Raw genomic sequence first — 17,540 nt, forward strand, 5'->3', positions numbered from 1 at the left:
GTCTACACTGTAAGACCGAGTCGCCTTCTTCGCGGGTAAACCCGCTCCCACAGGGCCCGCGCAGCTTTTGAGGCTTGCACGGCCCTTGTAGGAGCGGGTTTACCCGCGAAGAGGCCAGTACAGACAACGGATCAGTCCAAGGTAGTACCGCATGTCCTCCAGCCTAGCCAGTGACACCCCACGCCTGCCCTCCATCGACACCCTTTTGCGCCACCCGGCCTGCCTCCCGCTGATCGACCGCCACGGTCGCGACGCGGTCCTGGCCACCCTGCGGCAACTGCTCGACGATTTGCGCGACCCCGCCCGCACCGGCCAACTCAGTGCCGCCGAACTGGCCGCTGAAGTCCTGCTGGGCCGCACTGGCGAACGTTTGGCCACCCAGCAACGCAGCCAGGTCCGCCGTGTGTTCAACCTCACCGGCACCGTGTTGCACACCAACCTCGGCCGCGCCTTGTTGCCAGAGGAGGCCATCGAGGCCATGCAGACCGCCGCCCGCTACCCGCTCAACCTGGAATTCGACCTGGCCACCGGCAAGCGCGGCGACCGTGACGACCTGATCGAAGGCCTGATCCGCGAGCTGACCGGCGCCGAAGCCGTCACCGTGGTCAACAACAACGCCGCCGCCGTGCTGCTGGCGCTCAACAGCCTGGGCGCGCGCAAGGAGGGGATCATCTCCCGCGGTGAACTGATCGAGATCGGCGGTGCCTTCCGCATCCCAGACATCATGGCTCGCGCCGGCGTGAAGCTGCACGAAGTCGGCACCACCAACCGCACCCACGCCCGTGACTACGAGGCCGCCATCAGCCCACGTACCGGCCTGCTGATGCGGGTGCATTGCAGCAACTACAGCATTCAGGGCTTTACTACCCAGGTGCCCACTGCCGAGCTGGCGCGCATCGCCCACCAACATGACTTGCCTCTACTTGAAGACCTTGGCAGCGGCAGCCTGCTTGACCTTACCCGCTGGGGCCTGCCCGCCGAGCCGACCGTGCGCCAGGCCTTGGCTGACGGCGCCGATATCGTCACCTTCAGCGGCGACAAACTGCTGGGCGGGCCGCAAGCCGGAATCATCGTCGGGCGCAAGGAGCTGATCGCCAGGATCAAGAAGAACCCGCTCAAGCGCGCGCTGCGGGTCGACAAGATCACCCTGGCCGCACTCGAAGCGGTGCTGGCGCTGTACCGCAACCCCGACCGCCTGGCCGAGCGCCTGCCCAGTCTGCGCCTGCTGACCCGCAGCCAGGTAGAAATCCAGTCCCAGGCCGAGCGCCTGGCGCCAGAGCTCAAGGCCCGCCTCGGCGAACAATGGGCGGTCAGTGTGGAGCCGGCGTTGGGCATGATTGGCAGTGGCAGCCAACCGGTGGCCCGCCTGCCGAGCGCGGCGTTGTGCCTGCGCCCGCAGGTGTCGAAGAAGCTGCGCGGGCGCAGCCTGCATGTGCTGGAGCGGGCCTTGCGTGACTTGCCGGTGCCGGTGCTCGGCCGTATCGCCGATGACGCACTGTGGCTGGACCTGCGCCAGCTGGATGACGAAGCCCAGTGGCTGGCGCAGTTGCCCGCCCTGCAATTGGGGCCGGTACAGTGATCGTTGGTACCGCCGGCCACATCGACCACGGCAAGACCGCATTGCTCCAGGCCCTGACCAGCCAGGCCGGTGACCATCGCCAGGAGGAGCGCGCCCGTGGCATGACCATCGACCTTGGCTACCGCTATGCGGCGTTGACCGAGGGGGCAGCGCTGACCGGCTTCATCGATGTACCGGGCCATGAGCGCTTTATCCACAACATGCTGGCCGGCGCCCACGGCATCGACCTGGTGCTGTTGGTGGTGGCGGCCGACGACGGGGTGATGCCACAAACCCGAGAGCACCTGGCGATCATCGAGCTGCTGGGCATCCCTCAGGCCCTGGTGGCGATCAGCAAATGTGACCGGGTAGAGCCGGCCCGCCTGGTCGAAGTGCAGGCACAGGTCAGCGAGCTTCTGGCGCCGGGCCCGTATGCTGGTGCACGGCAGTTTCCGTTGTCGAGTGTGACCGGCGAAGGTATCGATGCCCTGCGCCAGGCCGTGCTGGCCGCGCAACAGCGCGTGCGCCAACGCAGCGTGCGTGGCGGTTTCCGTCTGGCCGTCGACCGCGCCTTCGCCGTTACCGGTGCGGGTGTTGTGGTCACGGGCACGGCGCTGGCTGGGCGGGTCAGTGCTGGCGACACCTTGTTGCTGGGCAAGGCCGGTAAACCGGTGCGGGTGCGTGGCCTGCATGCGCAGAACCAGGCCGCGCTGGTGGCCGAAGCGGGCCAGCGGGTGGCACTGAACATCGCTGCCGAACGGCTGGCGGTGGAGCAGGTGCGCCGGGGGGACTGGCTAGTGCCCGAGTGGCTGCACGCCCCCAGTGTGCGGGTGGATATCGAGCTGAACCTGTTGCCGGGCGAGACCCGTACCTTCGAACATTTCAGCGCTGTGCACGTGCACCTCGGCACCCAGGACGTAACCGCCCGGGTGGCCTTGCTCGAAGGTGAAACCCTGGCGGCGGGCCAGCGCATGTTCGCCCAGTTGTTGCTCAACGCGCCGCTGCAGGCGGTACACGGCGACCGCCTGGTGCTGCGCGACCAGCGTGCCCAGCGCACCTTGGGGGGCGGCAAGGTGCTCGACCCGTTCGCGCCAAGCCGTCAGCGTCGCAGCGATGAGCGCCTGCGCCAATTGCAGGTGCTGCGTGATGCCGAGGACCTGGAGCAGGCCTTGCCGGCACTGCTTGCCAGCGCACCAGGGGGTATCGACCCACAGCGTCTGGAGCGGCAGTTCAATCGCCTGCGCGAAACCTGGCAGTTGCCGGAAGACGTGCTGGTGGTGGCCACGCGGCAGGGCCAACTGCTGTTTGCCAGTGCCCGGTGGCAGGCGCTCAAGCGCCAGGTGCTGGAGCAGCTGGCGCGGTTCCATGAACAGGAGCCCGATCAGCTTGGCCCGGACCGCGACCGCCTGCGCCGCTTTGCTGCCTTGCCGCTGGAGCGGCCCGCTTTTGTCAGCCTGCTGGATGAGTTGCTCGAGGACGGCGCCATTGCCAGCAGCGGGCCTTGGCTGCACCTGCCCGATCACAAGGTGCAGCTGAGCGAAGCCGACAGTGCGTTATGGGCAAATCTGCAACCGAAGCTGCTGGCGGGGCAATACGATCCGCCCTGGGTCAGGACGCTGGCGAGCGAGGAAAATTGTGCCGAAGCCGATGTGCGCCTGTTGCTGCGCAAGCTGGCCCGGCTGGGCCTGGTGCACCAGGTGGTGCGCGACCTGTTCTACCCCGAGGCGACGCTACAGCGCATGGCAGAGCTGCTGCTGGGGCAGGCCAGTGAAACGCCGATAGTGCAGGTTGCCGCGTTTCGCGATATGTTGGGCATCGGTCGCAAGCGCAGTGTGCAGATTCTGGAGTACTTCGACCGCATCGGCCTGACCCGGAGGGTGGCCGATCAGCGTCACATTCGCGCCGACAGCGCCCTGGCCCAGCAGCAGGCCAGGCACTGAGTTCAAGGAAGGCAATCGCGCCCGGTGGCGCGGCCGGGCTTCAAACCCGGTTGGGGACGGCAGCCGTTCCCGGGCAGGTTCGACTCCCGCTGCCTTCCGCCATTTTCTTTTGCCTGTCAGGGCCCTATCGCCGGCAAGCCAGCTCCCACAGGTACTCCACAGGCCTCAGGCCTTGTGTTATCCCTGTGGGAGCTGGCTTGCCGGCGATAGGGCCAGACCAGGCAACACTCAGGCCCGTTCCCCACACAGATCCAGGGCAAACCACCGCTCCGCCGTGTCCACATCCAGCCCGGCCCCCAGCAACGCAACCATCTTGGCCAGCGCCGCCTCCCGGGTCATGCCACCGCCACTGACCAGCCCGGCCCCGCGCAAGCGGTTACCCGCCGCATAGGTGTCGAACACCACCGACCCCTCAGGGCACTGGCTGATAGCCGCCAGCATCACGCCCCGCTGGCGTGCCGCGCTCAGCACATCCAGCAACGCCTGGTCATCCGACGGCCCGGTACCGCTGCCGTAGCACTCCAGCAGCAACCCCTGCACGCCGCTGCCCAGCAGTGCCTGCAAGTGCCCGGCCTGCAGGCCCGGGAACACCGGCACTACCGCCAGGTTGACCGGCTGGCGCGGGTGCTTGTAGCCAAGTTCGGCTGGGATCGCCGTGGCGCGCTCACCGTCACGATGACGCGGCAGCGCGGCAAAGGCATCGAACGCCTCGCTGCGCAGCTTCGACGCCCGGCAGCCATGCAGCAGCTGCCCATGGAAGTACAGCTGCACACCATCTTCCAGCCCCTGTTCGAACTGGCGCAGTGCGCCGCACAGGTTGTCCCAGGCGTCGCTGTCCGCGCTACCCGCCGGCAGCATCGAGCCGGTCAGCAGCACCGGCACCGGCAGGCCCAGCAGCAGGAACGACAATGCCGCGGCGCTGTAGGCCAGGCTGTCGGTGCCATGCAGCACCAGCACGCCATCATGGCCAGCCACCTCTACCGCTGCGACGATGGCATCGCGCATCGCCAGCCAGTTGTGCTGTTGCATGTTGGCGCTGTCGAGCAGCGGGTTCAGTTCCTGCAGGGTCCATTGCACCTGGGGCGCATCGGCCAGCTGGGCGAAGTGTTCACGCATCCGCGCTTCGAAACCACCGGCCGGCGCCAGGCCTTCCGGTGTTTCGAGCATGCCGATGGTGCCACCGGTATAGAGAACGAGAAGATTCTTTACTGCACGCATGGAAAGCATCCGTAGCGATGAGCGGAGAAAGAAAAGCCGCCCGCGGACGGGGCGGCTGGGCAGGAGAGGATATCAGCGCTGCGTCTGAGCTTGGCCGACTGCTTTGTCAGTGGCTGTTTCCGCCTGCGGATTGGCAGGCCAGGCATTGCGGTCCAGGTCCAGGTCGGTGAACTTGGCCGAGTCGAACACTGGCTGGTCGACGCCCGCCTTGCGCTGGTCGTCGTAGTCGCGCATCACCCGCAGGCCGACCTTGAACAGCAGGGCCAGGGCCACCAGGTTGACGAAGGCCAGGCAGGTCATGGTGATGTCGGCGAAGGCGAACACGGTCGACAGGTCTTGCATCGAACCCCATACCACCAGCGCCAGCACCAGGCCACGGAACACCATCAGTACCACGCGGTTGCGGCTGAGGAACTGCAGGCTGTTTTCGCCCAGGTAGTAGTTGTAGAGGATGCAGGTGAAGACGAACAGCGACAGCGCCACGCTGACGAACACGCGGCCCCAGTCACCGACCACGGCGGCCAGCGAGTTCTGGGTCAGGACGATGCCGTCACCTTCGAAGCCCGGGGTGTAGAAGCCCGACAACAGGATCAGCAACGCGGTGCAGGTGCAGATCACGAAGGTGTCCAGGAACACGCTGAAGGCCTGGACAACGCCCTGGGCACCAGGGTGTTTCACGGCGGCCACGGCGGCGACGTTAGGCGCACTGCCCAGGCCCGCTTCGTTGGCGAACACACCGCGCTTCACGCCCATGACGATGGCGCTGCCGAGCAGGCCGCCGAATGCCGGGTCGAGGCCGAAGGCGCTCTTGAAGATGGTTTCCAGCATGGCTGGCACGTGCTCGATCTGGGTACCGATCACGTACAGGGTTACGCCGATGTAGGCCAGGGTCTTGACCGGTACCAGCAGGTCGGACACCGCAGCGATGCGCTTGATGCCGCCGATGAAGGTGATGGCCAGCAGCACGGCGAGGACGATGCCGGTGTGCTTGGGGTCGAAGGCAAAGGCGTTCTGCAGCGAGTGGGTCACGGTGTACGACTGCAGGCCGATGAAGGCGAAGCCGTAGGTGACCAGCAGCAGGATCGAGAACACGATGGCCATGCTTTTCAGCTTGAGGCCGTGCTGGATGTAGTAGGCCGGGCCACCACGGTACAGGCCGTCGCCATCGGCGCGCTTGTAGACCTGGGCCAGGGTGCATTCGAAGAAGCTGCTGGACATGCCCACCAGTGCGGTGACCCACATCCAGAACACAGCGCCTGGTCCACCCAGTGTCACGGCAATGCCGACACCGGCGATGTTACCGGCGCCCACGCGGCCGGCCAGGCTCAGCATCAGGGCCTGGAAGGAGCTCAGCTGGCCTGCCTGGCCACGCAGCGATTCTTTGAACACACCGAACATGTGGCCAAAATGGCGGAACTGGACGAACCGGGAACGGATGGTGAAGTAGCTACCCAGCCCTACGATCAGCACAATGAGAAGTTTCCCCGAGAGGAAATCGTTGAGTACTTCGAGCATTGGAAAATGACCTCGATTCTTATTGTTCGTGTGGAAAGATCAGCGGACGGCAGGCGCACCGCTATTCGTGGGGCGCATGGTTGGCTATGACAAGAGCGGTTACAATTTCGCGGGTTGCTCTGATTTGGTGCAACTTGATGCTACAATTGCGCCATTCGCGTCACCTGAGTCCCGAGTCATGAGCGATCATTTCGCTACCAACCTCAAACTGGCCTGCAGCCACTACCGCTCTATCTCCGAAGTTTGCCGCCAGCTGTCGATCAACCGCGCGCAGTTCAACAAGTACCTGAGCGGGCAGAGCCGCCCGACGGCCTACAACCTCAAGCGCATCGGCGATTTCTTCGGGGTCGAAGATTACGAATTGCATTTGCCACCCGAGCAGTTCAGCCGCCTGATCGGTGCTCGCGTGTCGACCCCGGCCGAGCAGCCTGGCGACCCGATCAGTGATCTGTTCCGTCCGTTGCACGCCCATGCGGGGAACCTGTCGCGCTATTGCGGTTACTACCTGGAATATTCCAACTGCATGTCGGTTCCGGGCACGGTCCTGGTGTCGTTGGTTCACCTGTGGGAGGAGCGCGGGCAGTTCCTTTTCGAACGCCAGGAACGCCAGGAGCGTTCCAGCGCCACCAACCCCCATGCCGAGGTGCGTTGTCGCTATCTGGGAGCGGCGTTCCAGTTGCAGGACCGGATGTTCCTGGTCGATTACGAGTCGCTGACGTTCAACGAGATGAGCCAGACTATCCTCATCCCCAGTTTCAAAAGCCGCATTACCCGCCTCAACGGCCTGAAGGCCGGCGTATCCAGCGGAGACCGGCGCAACCCGGCCTGCACTCGGGTTGTGTGGGACTACCTGGGAGAGGAGATCAATCGCATAAATGTCTACCGGCAGGTAAAACTGTACCAGCCGGATGATCCCCGCATAGATGACGATGTGCGTGAGCGCCTCAGCGTGGGGCCGTTGCGTAACAGTCTGTTCGAAATCGAGTGATGCTTTTTTCAGAGAACAAGTTGATGTAACCACTCGCCAACAGGGTTGCCTGGGTCGAGCAGCAACTTGATTGCCATGATGCAGCAAACACAGACCAGCAATGGCTTGATCAGCCGTGGGCCAAAGTGCACTGCGCAGCGTGCGCCCAATTGAGCCCCCACAAAAGCCGCGAACGCCATTGCCAGCGCCAGTGGCCAGATGATCGCCCCGCTGAGTGAAAAGACTGACAATGCGCCCAGGTTACAGGCTGCGTTCAAAAGCTTGCTGGTGCACACGGCTTGTATCAAGTGCTGGCCCAAGAGGATCACGCAGGCCAGCATGAAGAACGAGCCGACACCAGGGCCGAAGATACCGTCATAAAAGCCAATGATCGGTGCAACCGTCACGCAGAACAGGCTGGTCGATACCTTTGCCTTGCGCGCTTGTTCATTCGGCTTTGGGCTGAAGGCAAAGTAGGCGGCTATCAGAATCAGCAGTGGTGGGACGCACGCCTGCAGAACGCTTTTGGGCACGTAAGTTATCGACAAGGCACCCAACGCCCCACCGATAAACGACATGACAGCCATTGGACTGCCTCGTCGCCAGTCGATCATGCCTTTGCGGGCAAAGGCGCACGTAGCCGAAACCGTAGCCGAAGCCGCCTGGAACTTGTTGGTGGCAATTGCCGCCAAGGGTTCGATACCGGCAATGAACAACACCGGCAGTGTGATCAGGCCACCACCACCGGCGATGGCATCGAAAAAGCCGGCCATCAGTGCCACCAGTGCGAGTGTCAGAACAAGCGTTACGTCGAATTCGATCATTGGGTGTTTTCCTGTGATCAGCCACGCACGAGCAGTGGGTCTTCAGCGAGCACCAACGGTACTGCGAAGGGGGAGTATCCGAATTGACGGATGAGCAGCCGCCGGTTGTCCTGGACCATGTCGCGGCCGTGCAAGGCTCGGCTGTTGTTGATCAACAGTGCGCTGTCAGGCTGCAGGACAAACGCCAGTGGTCGAGCGTTATCCAGTGCTTTCTGAAAGGCGTCGAAAGCGCGCGCCGCTGCGCTGCAGGCGCGTTCATTCAGGCTGAAGCGATAGCTGTTGTAACGAACAGAGAAACCACCATTGGGCTCGAATTGCAGCATTGAAACTGCTTTGCCTGCATTGCCTTGTCCGTGAGCGAAGCAGTCACTGCGGGTGAAGTCGAAGGACGTTGAAGTCAGCGCAAGTGTGTCCAGGCTACCCAGGCGTTCGATGATTTCCCGGAGCGGGAAGACATTCGTAGGTTCATTGGCGGGGTTCCAGCGTGCAGTCAGAATCAGTGCAGAGGGAGCAGGGGAGTTGGCATTGGTGGAAATTGTCGAGCAGTTGTAGGGCGCTTCAGTGTGCGGCCCCAAGCGCAAGCCCGCATGGGAGCTGGTTTCAACTTCCAGGCAGGGATTTTCGTCGAGCCGCGGGATGCGGCCACCGCCCTTGAAGTTGCCGACCAGGCGAACCTGTTTACCATCGTTGTCTATATCGAAGGCGAAACTGCGGTAGCGCACGAGCTCCAGCAGCAGTTGATTGCGGGAGGCAAGGTATTGGCAGCGAGGGTTTTGCGCCAGGGCGGAAATGTCGGGCAGGTACTCTGGTATTGGCTCGTTGGCACAAGGCATCTGCCTGTACATCAAGGCAGATAGCTGGCCTTCACTGAAGCGTTGTAACAGTGCACGCTGTTCCTCACTCAAGGCTTGCTCGAGTTGATCGGCGAATACACGAGCCTGAAGTGCTACTCCTTTGGTCTCCGGGCCACCCAAGTCAGCAATGGTCTGGCTTGCAAAGCTTATGGCCTTGCTTTGCTCCGGGCTGAAATCCAGGTATGCAACTTCCGAACGAGGCATTGAACGTTCCCTGTACTTGTTTTTTGTGAAGCTCCCCGGTTGGCAAGTGGGGGAGTCAACTATTCAATGCGGTTGTGCTGCGGCATGGAAGTCAGCTCGTTCCTGGTATGTCGTAGGAGATTTCTGTCTGTGGTGTTATTGAACTGTGGAACTTTGGAATCACTATCGCCTGTGGCATCGAACGGGCCCGGTGTTGGACTTCCCGGGCAGGAAACCGCAAAATGGCCCCTTTCCTTCAACCAACCTCTCCGGATCTGCTGACTCTATGCGTATGCGCCTAATGCTGTTGGGTGGTGGCAATGCCCTCGGGCAAGCGCTGATTCGTCTTGGGGCCGAGGAGGACATCGCATTCCTGGCGCCGCGCCCGCCCGAGAACGGCTGGACGCCGGCCAGCCTCACCCAGCTGCTCGACGATCATCGTCCCGATGCCCTGGTCAACCTGGCCTATTACTTCGACTGGTTCCAGGCCGAGTCGGTCAGTGAGCAGCGCCTGGCCCAGCAGGAGCGGGCTGTGGAGCGGTTGGCGGAACTGTGCCAGCACCACCAGATCACCCTGGTGCAGCCTTCCAGCTACCGCGTGTTCGATGGTTCGCGGGCCACGGCCTATAGCGAAAAGGACGAGCCGGTACCGCTGGGCCTGCGTGGCCAGGCCCTGTGGCGCATCGAGCAGAGCGTGCGCGCGGCTTGCCCGCAGCACGTGCTGTTGCGCTTTGGTTGGCTGCTCGACGAAAGCATCGACGGGGCGCTGGGGCGCTTCCTGACCCGCGCCGAGCAACCACAGGAACTGCTGCTGGCCGATGACCGGCGTGGCAACCCGACGCCGGTCGACGACGCCGCCCGGGTGATCCTGTCGGTGCTCAAGCAACTCGATTGCAGTGCGCCGCTGTGGGGCACCTACCATTACGCCGGCAACGAGGCGACCACGCCGCTGGCGCTGGGCCAGGCGATCCTTACCGAAGCAGGCCAGTACCGCCAGCTGGCCGTGCAGGCACCGACGCCGCAGGCCCATGCCGCACGGCCGGATGCCAGCGAAGAGCCGCAGCACGCGGTACTGGCCTGCAAGAAAATCCTTCATACCTTCGGCATCAAGCCGCGCGCCTGGCGCGCCGGCCTGCCGCCTCTACTGGACCGGTTCTACCGCCATGGCTGACGCCCCCATCCTGATCACCGGCGGTGCCGGCTTCATTGGCTCCCACCTGTGCGATGCGTTGTTGGACAAAGGCTACGCCGTACGCATTCTCGACGACTTTTCCACAGGCCAGCGGGGCAACCTGCAGGTCGGCCACCCACGCCTGGAACTGGTTGAAGGCGATGTTGCCGATGCCGGTCTGGTCACGCAGGTTGCGGCTGGCTGCAGTGCCGTGGTGCACCTGGCAGCGGTGGCCTCGGTACAGGCCTCGGTCGAGGACCCGGTGCGGACCCACCAGAGCAATTTCATCGGCACCCTCAACGTGTGCGAAGCCATGCGCGTGCATGGGCTGCGCCGGGTGCTGTTTGCCTCCAGTGCGGCGGTGTATGGCAACAATGGTGAAGGCGAGTCGATTGCCGAAGACACCCCCAAGGCGCCGCTGACCCCGTATGCCGTGGACAAGCTGGCCAGTGAGCAGTACCTGGACTTCTACCGTCGTCAGCATGGCCTGGAGCCGGTGGTGTTCCGCTTCTTCAATATCTTCGGGCCGCGCCAGGACCCGTCCTCGCCGTATTCCGGGGTGATCAGCATTTTCTCCGAGCGCGCTGTGAAGGGTTTGCCGATTACGGTGTTCGGTGATGGCGAGCAGACCCGGGACTTTCTCTACGTGGGCGACCTGGTGCAGGTGATGGTGCAGGCGCTGGAGCAGCCGCAGGTCGAGGAGGGGGCGGTGAATATCGGCCTCAACCAGGCCACATCGCTCAACCAGTTGCTGGCAGCGCTTGAGAAGGTGGTGGGTAGCTTGCCGGCGGTCAGCTATGTGGCGGCACGTTCGGGTGACATTCGCCATTCGCGGGCGGATAACCAGCGCTTGTTGGCGCGGTTCGAGTTTCCGCAGGCGACGCCGATGGTCGAGGGCTTGTCGCGGCTTCTGGGCAAGGGCTGAATTGCTTGGGGGCGCTTTGCGCCCCTATCGCGACACAAGGCCGCTCCCACAGGGACCGCGTAAAGCCAATAGATGTGCGGTCCATGTGGGAGCGGCCTTGTGTCGCGAAAGGGCCGCACAGCGGCCCCAGAATCACCCATGGCGCACAACTCTGCGCCGGCAATCCTCGGCAGCCAGAATCCGCCCGTCCTCGGCCCGTACCTGCAAAGGTTCGATCGCCTGCCCTCTGGCACCATCCACCAACTCCGAACGCACCTCGCCCGCCTCGAACAGAAACCGCTCCCCCCACTGCCTCAAGCCAACCACCACCGGGAACACCGATCGCCCTTTCTCGGTCAGCACATACTCCTTGTAGGCACTGCCATCCGACGCCGGCTGCAGCGTCAGCAGCCCGCTTTCCACCAGCCACTTCAGCCGTGAGGCGAGGATGTTCTTCGCCAGCCCCAGGTTCTTCTGGAATTCACTGAAGCGCCGCAGCCCATCGAAGGCGTCGCGCAGGATCATCAGCGCCCAACGGTCTCCCAGCACCTCCAGGGCCCGGGCGACGGGGCATTGCGTATTGTTTTCATCGAGCATGGACGGGGCCTTTCGTGATCATCTGGTTGCAGATTAAAACCACATTTGCTAAATAGCCAGCATGTGGTTTCAATTCGAAACCAGATTGACGAGGCCAGCCCGATGAACCCTGCACTGACACTGACACGCTGGATAACCCTGCTGCTGGCCATCACCAGCGCCACGGCCGTGGCGACTGTGTATTTCGCCCAGCCTCTGCTCGAGTCGATGGCCGCTGACCTGGGCGTGGCGCAGCAGCAGATCGGTTGGGTAGTAGGCGCGACCCAGGCGGGCTATGCACTGGGGTTGTTGCTGATCGTGCCGCTGGGTGACCTGATCGACCGCAAGCGCCTGTTGCTCGGGCAGTTGCTGTTCTCGGCCCTGGCGCTGGTTGGGGTAGGCATGGCACCCAACTGGGCGCTATTGCTGCTGGCCCTGGCCATCACCGGGCTGATGGCGGTCATGGTGCAGGTGATGGTGGCGCATGCAGCGAGCCTTGCCGCCCCCGGCCAGCAAGGGCAGGCCGTGGGCACCGTCACCAGCGGCATAGTGCTGGGCATTCTGCTGGCGCGGCTGGTCTCGGGCGGGCTTGCCGACCTGGCTGGCTGGCGCAGCGTGTACCTGATTGCCGCAGGGCTGTTGATGCTGCTGGCCCTGGTGCTGTGGCGCAGCCTGCCCGCGGGGCAACCGGTGTCGCTGCGGTCTGGCTACCGGGCGCTGATCGTTGCCCAGTTCAGGCTGTACCGGCACGACCGGCTGCTGCGTCAGCGCGGGCTGTTCGGCGTGTTGATCTTCGCTGCGTTCAGCGTGCTCTGGAGTGCCATGGTCATGCCCCTGAGTGCCGAGCCACTGGCGCTGAGCCATACCGAGGTCGGTCTGTTCGGCCTGGCGGGTGTTGCCGGCACATTGGCGGCAGCGCGCGCCGGTCGCCTGGCCGACCAGGGGCTGGGGGAGCGCACCACCGGTCTGGCGCTGGTTCTGCTGGTGCTGTCATGGCTGCCCACGGCCTTCGTCGGGCATTCACTGATGGTCTTCGGGTTGGGTGTGCTGATGCTGGACTTTGCCGTGCAGGCGGTGCATGTCATCAACCAGAGCCTGCTGCTGGCCGGGCGTGGTGCAATGGCCAGCCGGTTGATCGGCGCCTACATGTGCTGCTATTCGCTTGGCAGTGGAGTGGGGGCAGTGCTGGCGAGCTGGGTGTATGCCCATTGGGGTTGGGCAGCGGTGTGTTGGCTTGGGATGGGCATCAGCGCGGTGGCGCTGGGGTACTGGCGATGGCTGCAACGCGCGAGGGCGGCCGAAGCCGCCCTGCAGTGTTCAGGTCAGAACTTGTAGCCAAGGCCGACCATGTACACCCACGGGTCGACATCGACGTCGACCTTGGTCTTGCTGTAGCCCAGTGCGCTCGGGCCGTTGACGCTGGCCTTGGTGTCGATGTCGACGTACCAGACCGATGCGTTGACCAGCAAGTTGTCGGTGATCATGTAGTCCATGCCCAGCTGACCGGCGATGCCGACCGAGTCTTGCAGCTTCAGGTTGCTGAAGCCCTGCTGCTTGCGTGCACTACTGAGGTCTTCATCGAAGAACAGGGTGTAGTTGATGCCGACGCCGGCATACGGCTGGAACTTGGAAGTCGGTTCCATCGGGTAGTACTGCAACGACAGGGTCGGTGGCAGCTGCTTGATGTCGGCGAGCTTGCCGTCCAGGCCGCCGCCCAGGCCTTTGACGCCGACGGTGTGCTTGAACGGGGTGGCAGCCAGCAGCTCGAGGCCGATATGGTCGGTGAGCATATAGGCGAAGGTCAGGCCCAGTTGGGTGTCGCTGTCCAGAGTCGCCTTGGTGCCCGAGACTTTGTTGCCGTCGAATTTCAGGTCGCCGCTGCTTTCGTTGGGAGCTGTGGTAATGGCACCTGCGCGGACGATGATATCGCCTGCCTGGTGGGCGTGGGCGACAGGGGCAGCGAGCGCCAGGGCCGCGAGGGCGGCGCTGAGCAAGGACTTGTTCATGGAAGCTCCCAGAGGACGTGAGTAATCGAGTAGTCCAATGGTACGGATGCCGTTAAACAGAAAGTTTGACCCAGCTCAAAGAAGCGTCGTCACGAATTCGAAACAGTTCTCATCTCAGCTCATAAGCGTATATTTTCTCGGCTTCCATCTGATAGCCGGCATCGGCCAGTTCGCTGCTGGAGGCTCTAACCTGCAGCTTTCCCTCGATCCAGTAGGGCTGGTAGAGGTCTTCTACGCGCACGCCCATTTCGCTGAAGATGTGCACGATCTGGTTCGAGGGTGGTGGTGGCACGTGGATGCACGCGCCGTAGTAGGGGACTAGCAGGAATTCGGTGGTGCGGCCTTCTTCGCTCACCTCCAGCGGCACGATGTAGCCGGGCAGTTTGATCTGCTGGCCGTCGAGGCTTTTTACCACCGGGGCGTCGGGTGCCTGCTGGCGCGCCGGTGGGGCGGACTCGGCGGACAGGGCGTTGCTGAGCTGCGACATGTCGTGCAGCGGCGCGAGTTGGGGCGGGATGACCGGGGCGCCTTCGGGGATGAGGGCGGGCCAGTCAAGTTCGCGGGGTTCCGAGGCCCAGGTGGGCGATGCCAGTGAAAGCAGCATGACCAGGAGTAGTTGTACTGCCTGTACTGGCCTCTTCGCGGGTGAACCCGCTCCCACAGGTCCTGCACAGGCTTTGAAGCTTGTGGTGGACCTTGTGGGAGCGGGTTCACCCGCGAAGAAGGCAGTGAGGTATTGGATCATTGCACGCCCTCAGAGGTGAATGGACAAGCCATCGGCCAACGACTGCCGATAGGCCCGCGACGCCGGCACGCTGCCCATCAACAGCGCAGCTCCCAGGATGATAGCCAGCAACGTCCATTCATGAGCGCTCGGCATGGCCAGCGGCAAATACAAACCGTAGTTGGCTTGCACATACCCCTGCGCCAGGGCGATTCCCGCATACAGCAAGCCAAGCCCGGCAGCGATCCCGATCGCCGCCAGCGACAGTGCCTCCAGCACCAGCAGCCCTGCGATATGCCACGGCCTGGCGCCAACCGAGCGCAATATCGCCATCTCCCTGCGCCGTTCATTGAGGCTGGTGAGAATCGCCGTAAGCATGCCGATCAGGCCAGTCAGCACCACGAACAGCGACACCACGAACAACGCCTGCTCCGCGGTGCCCATCAGGCTCCACAGCTCCTGCAGGGCTACCCCGGGCAGGATCGCCAGCAACGGCTCGCTGCGGTATTCATTGATCTCCCGCTGCAGGCTGAATGTCGCGATCTTGCTGTTCAGGCCGAGCATGAACGCAGTGATGGCGGCAGGCTGCAGGTCCATGGTCCGTGCCTGCTCGGCGCTGATACGCCCGGCGCCACGGGCCGGCACACCGTTGTGCCAGTCGATGTGGATGGCTTCCATGCCGCCCAGGCTGATATGCAACGTGCGGTCGACCGGCGTACCGGTGCGCTTGAGCACACCGACCACGGTGAACGGTTTGTCATCGTGCTTGACCAGGCTGATCGCGGCGACACCATGTGCCAGCACCAGCTTGTCGCCCAGCTTGTAGTGCAACGCCTCGGCCACTTCGGCACCCAGCACCACCTCGAACGGATCATCGGCAAACGCGCGGCCCTGGCTCAATTCCAGGTGCTGGCGGCGGCCGTACTGGTAATGGCTGAAGTAGTCGCCGGTAGTGCCCATCACTCGATAACCACGGTGCGAATCGCCCAGCGAGATGGGGATGGCCCATTTCACCCGCGGGTCCTTGGCGTAGTGCTCATAGCTGTCCCAACGGATGTTGTTGGTGGCGTTGCCGATGCGGAACACCGAGTACAGCAGCAGGTTCACCGAGCCGGAGCGGGCGCCGACGATCAGGTCGGTACCGCTGATGGTGCTGGCGAAGCTGGCCCGGGCTTCGGTACGGACCCGTTCAACGGCCAGCAGCAGGCACACCGACAGGGCGATGGCGAAGGCGGTGAGGAATGCGGTGAAGCGGCGGTTGGCCAGGCTGGCCAGGGCAAGGCGGAGCAGGTACATCAGGCCTCCCGGGGCTTGGCGGCACGGTTGAGTTCGGCCAGCGACAGGTGGCGGTCGAACAGCGGCGCCAGGCTCTGGTCGTGGCTGACGAACAGCAGGCTGGCACCGGCGGCGCGGCATTCATCGAACAGCAGGCGGATGAACGCTTCACGGGTGTCGGCATCCAGCGCCGAGGTCGGTTCGTCGGCGATCACCAGTTCGGGTTGGCCGATCAGTGCGCGGGCGGCAGCGACCCGTTGCTGCTGGCCGATCGACAGGCTGTCGGCGCGGCGGGCGAGCAGGGCGGGGTCGTCCAGGCCCAGGTGGGCCAGCAGCGTGCTGGCTGCCTGGTCGACACTGCCATGGCGCTGCTCGGCGCGGGCCTTGCGGCTGCGCGAGAAGCGGCAGGGCAGCTCGACGTTTTCGCGTACCGAGAGGAACGGCAGCAGGTTGAACTGCTGGAAGATATAACCGGTGTGGTCGACCCGGAAGCGGTCACGGGCGCCTTGGCCCAGGCGGCTGAGGTCCTGGCCGAGCAACTGGATGCGGCCCTGGCCCGCTACGTTCACCCCGCCCAGCAGGCCCAGCAATGTGGTCTTGCCACTGCCGCTGGGGCCCTTGAGAAACAGGGCCTCGCCAGCTTCCAGGCGGAATGCCGGAATATCCAGCAGCGCCGGCTGGCCGGGCCAGGCGAACACCAGGTCATGCAGTTCGATCAACGGCTGGCGCATTCAGAACGCGACCGCGGCCTTGGCCGGCGTGGTTTCCACGCCTTTCTGGCCATTGGGGCCGATCAGTTGAACGTTGATCTTCTGGGTGGCCGGGAAGGCCTTGAACAGCGGAGCGAGGTCCACCTCCGTCAGTTTGTCGGGGTTGGCGCAGGTCAGTTGGTAATGGGCGCCGATGTCGCTGTGCTGGTGCTGGTGCTCGTCCCCATCGTCGTCGGCTTTCGGGGCATCACCGAACAGCGGGCTTTCCAGTTCCTGCTGGTCTTCCTTGCAGCCTGCGGCAGCGGGCAGGCCGAACAGCTTCAGTGGCTGCTCCAGCTGCTGGCGCACCGCCGCGACCTTGGCCTTGTCGGCGTCGCTGTTGGCGGCGTGTTCGAAGCCGACCAGGTTCATTGCCGGGCTGTCCAGCTCCAGCTCCAGGGTGTTGCCATCGAGCACGGCGTTGAGCTTGGCCACGCCATGCTCGTGGGCGCCGAGGGTGCCGTGGGCGTGGTCGTGATCATGGTCATCATCGTGGGCTTGGGCCACGGCCAGGGGCAGCAGGGCGAAGGGCAGGGCGAGCAACAGGCGACGCATGGACGACTCCGGAGCGGGCGGGAAGATTGGGTTATGTTATAACAACTTTTCGGCGTGCTGCCAGCCTGCGTGGCGCAGGTTTCATGTTGGGGTAGGATGGTGGCATTGACTTGGGTTCAGGGAATGCAGCATGAGAATTCGTGGACAGATTGGTGACTGGCCTGTGGATCTGACCATCGAGCTGGCGCCTGAAGAGTGGGCGCAACTGGGGCGGCAGATCGAATTGCCCGCTGTGCCGCAGAATGCAGCAACGGAAACCGTGGCGACAACTCGTCAGGATGACGGGCAATGGACTGCGGCACGTGAGGTGTTGCGCCTGGCAGGGCAGATGAGCGGGCCGGAATTGCTGGATCGGTTGGAGGGGCTGGCGGGGAGTACGGCGGCGGGTAAACGGCTGCTGGTGCGCTTGCGGCATAGCAGTGAAGTCAAGGTGGAAAGTGGCGTGGACGCGCCGGTGTATCACTGGGTGGGATAAATCTGTATTGCCTGTGCTGGCCTCGTTCGCGGGCTTGCCCGCTCCC

At 63.8% G+C, this 17,540-nt stretch carries 17 protein-coding genes and 1 tRNA gene; 8 read left to right on the top strand and 10 right to left on the bottom strand.

The window, feature by feature from the left end:
- Positions 1 to 151: 151 nt before the first annotated feature.
- The 3 genes from selA (at position 152) to ABNP31_RS02520 (ending at position 3,600) form a co-directional block, all read left to right on the top strand.
- A complete protein-coding gene (gene selA, locus ABNP31_RS02510) occupies positions 152 to 1,579 on the top strand; it encodes an L-seryl-tRNA(Sec) selenium transferase (protein WP_137162869.1) in 1,428 nt (475 codons plus the stop codon).
- Complete coding sequence (gene selB, locus ABNP31_RS02515; RefSeq protein WP_350012951.1) at positions 1,576 to 3,498, top strand: selenocysteine-specific translation elongation factor; 1,923 nt, start codon at positions 1,576 to 1,578, stop codon at positions 3,496 to 3,498. Before selA ends, selB begins: the two co-directional genes overlap by 4 nt.
- A 6-nt stretch (positions 3,499 to 3,504) precedes the next feature.
- Positions 3,505 to 3,600 (top strand) — tRNA-Sec (locus ABNP31_RS02520).
- A 126-nt stretch (positions 3,601 to 3,726) separates the two neighbouring features.
- Here the strand turns inward: ABNP31_RS02520 and ABNP31_RS02525 are convergent.
- Positions 3,727 to 4,716 carry an asparaginase gene (locus ABNP31_RS02525; protein WP_402832313.1) on the bottom strand — a complete coding sequence of 330 codons (990 nt, stop codon included), beginning with the start codon at positions 4,714 to 4,716 and terminating at the stop codon, positions 3,727 to 3,729.
- Positions 4,717 to 4,788: 72 nt separating this feature from the next.
- A complete protein-coding gene (locus tag ABNP31_RS02530; RefSeq protein ID WP_025337506.1) occupies positions 4,789 to 6,231 on the bottom strand; it encodes an alanine/glycine:cation symporter family protein in 1,443 nt (480 codons plus the stop codon).
- A gap of 178 nt (positions 6,232 to 6,409) precedes the next feature.
- Between ABNP31_RS02530 and ABNP31_RS02535 the strand changes: the two genes are divergently transcribed.
- Positions 6,410 to 7,219, top strand: a complete 810-nt coding sequence (locus ABNP31_RS02535) for a helix-turn-helix domain-containing protein (protein ID WP_025337507.1) — start codon at positions 6,410 to 6,412, stop codon at positions 7,217 to 7,219.
- An 8-nt stretch (positions 7,220 to 7,227) separates the two neighbouring features.
- On the opposite strand, the gene ABNP31_RS02540 is transcribed toward ABNP31_RS02535, so the two are convergent.
- Positions 7,228 to 8,022 (bottom strand): TSUP family transporter, encoded by a 795-nt coding sequence (locus ABNP31_RS02540; RefSeq protein WP_085693143.1) that lies wholly within the window; start codon positions 8,020 to 8,022, stop codon positions 7,228 to 7,230.
- A 17-nt stretch (positions 8,023 to 8,039) separates the two neighbouring features.
- On the bottom strand, positions 8,040 to 9,080 hold the full coding sequence (locus tag ABNP31_RS02545; RefSeq protein ID WP_350012953.1) for a hypothetical protein: 1,041 nt from the start codon (positions 9,078 to 9,080) through the stop codon (positions 8,040 to 8,042).
- Positions 9,081 to 9,345: 265 nt separating this feature from the next.
- Between ABNP31_RS02545 and ABNP31_RS02550 the strand changes: the two genes are divergently transcribed.
- The gene (locus ABNP31_RS02550; RefSeq protein WP_038407862.1) at positions 9,346 to 10,230 is read left to right on the top strand and encodes a sugar nucleotide-binding protein; all 885 of its coding nucleotides are present in this window, start codon (positions 9,346 to 9,348) and stop codon (positions 10,228 to 10,230) included.
- Positions 10,223 to 11,155 (top strand): NAD-dependent epimerase/dehydratase family protein, encoded by a 933-nt coding sequence (locus ABNP31_RS02555; protein WP_025337510.1) that lies wholly within the window; start codon positions 10,223 to 10,225, stop codon positions 11,153 to 11,155. Before ABNP31_RS02550 ends, ABNP31_RS02555 begins: the two co-directional genes overlap by 8 nt.
- Positions 11,156 to 11,287: 132 nt before the next feature.
- Here ABNP31_RS02555 and ABNP31_RS02560 read toward each other — a convergent pair whose 3' ends face one another.
- On the bottom strand, positions 11,288 to 11,731 hold the full coding sequence (locus tag ABNP31_RS02560) for a winged helix-turn-helix transcriptional regulator (protein WP_350012954.1): 444 nt from the start codon (positions 11,729 to 11,731) through the stop codon (positions 11,288 to 11,290).
- 102 nt (positions 11,732 to 11,833) lie between these two features.
- On the opposite strand from ABNP31_RS02560, the gene ABNP31_RS02565 reads away from it, so the two are divergent.
- On the top strand, positions 11,834 to 13,045 hold the full coding sequence (locus tag ABNP31_RS02565) for an MFS transporter (protein ID WP_350012955.1): 1,212 nt from the start codon (positions 11,834 to 11,836) through the stop codon (positions 13,043 to 13,045).
- On the opposite strand, the gene ABNP31_RS02570 is transcribed toward ABNP31_RS02565, so the two are convergent.
- The 5 genes from ABNP31_RS02570 to ABNP31_RS02590 all read right to left on the bottom strand — a co-directional run bounded on the left by ABNP31_RS02570 (position 13,033) and on the right by ABNP31_RS02590 (position 17,019).
- Complete coding sequence (locus tag ABNP31_RS02570) at positions 13,033 to 13,716, bottom strand: OmpW/AlkL family protein (protein WP_046615944.1); 684 nt, start codon at positions 13,714 to 13,716, stop codon at positions 13,033 to 13,035. The two genes, ABNP31_RS02565 and ABNP31_RS02570, sit on opposite strands and share 13 nt — an antisense overlap.
- 109 nt (positions 13,717 to 13,825) lie before the next feature.
- A complete protein-coding gene (locus ABNP31_RS02575; RefSeq protein ID WP_075044449.1) occupies positions 13,826 to 14,320 on the bottom strand; it encodes a DUF3299 domain-containing protein in 495 nt (164 codons plus the stop codon).
- A gap of 150 nt (positions 14,321 to 14,470) precedes the next feature.
- Positions 14,471 to 15,736 carry an ABC transporter permease gene (locus ABNP31_RS02580; protein WP_350012956.1) on the bottom strand — a complete coding sequence of 422 codons (1,266 nt, stop codon included), beginning with the start codon at positions 15,734 to 15,736 and terminating at the stop codon, positions 14,471 to 14,473.
- Complete coding sequence (locus tag ABNP31_RS02585) at positions 15,736 to 16,446, bottom strand: ABC transporter ATP-binding protein (RefSeq protein ID WP_350012957.1); 711 nt, start codon at positions 16,444 to 16,446, stop codon at positions 15,736 to 15,738. Before ABNP31_RS02585 ends, ABNP31_RS02580 begins: the two co-directional genes overlap by 1 nt.
- The gene (locus tag ABNP31_RS02590; RefSeq protein ID WP_085665380.1) at positions 16,447 to 17,019 is read right to left on the bottom strand and encodes a DUF2796 domain-containing protein; all 573 of its coding nucleotides are present in this window, start codon (positions 17,017 to 17,019) and stop codon (positions 16,447 to 16,449) included.
- Between the two features lie 130 nt (positions 17,020 to 17,149).
- Between ABNP31_RS02590 and ABNP31_RS02595 the strand changes: the two genes are divergently transcribed.
- Positions 17,150 to 17,494: a hypothetical protein gene (locus ABNP31_RS02595; protein ID WP_085665381.1), complete on the top strand. Its 345-nt coding sequence runs from the start codon at positions 17,150 to 17,152 to the stop codon at positions 17,492 to 17,494.
- Positions 17,495 to 17,540 lie beyond the last annotated feature (46 nt).

Origin of the sequence: Pseudomonas asiatica (assembly GCF_040214835.1) — a bacterium.
In the GTDB taxonomy this organism is placed as follows: domain Bacteria; phylum Pseudomonadota; class Gammaproteobacteria; order Pseudomonadales; family Pseudomonadaceae; genus Aquipseudomonas; species Aquipseudomonas putida_Z.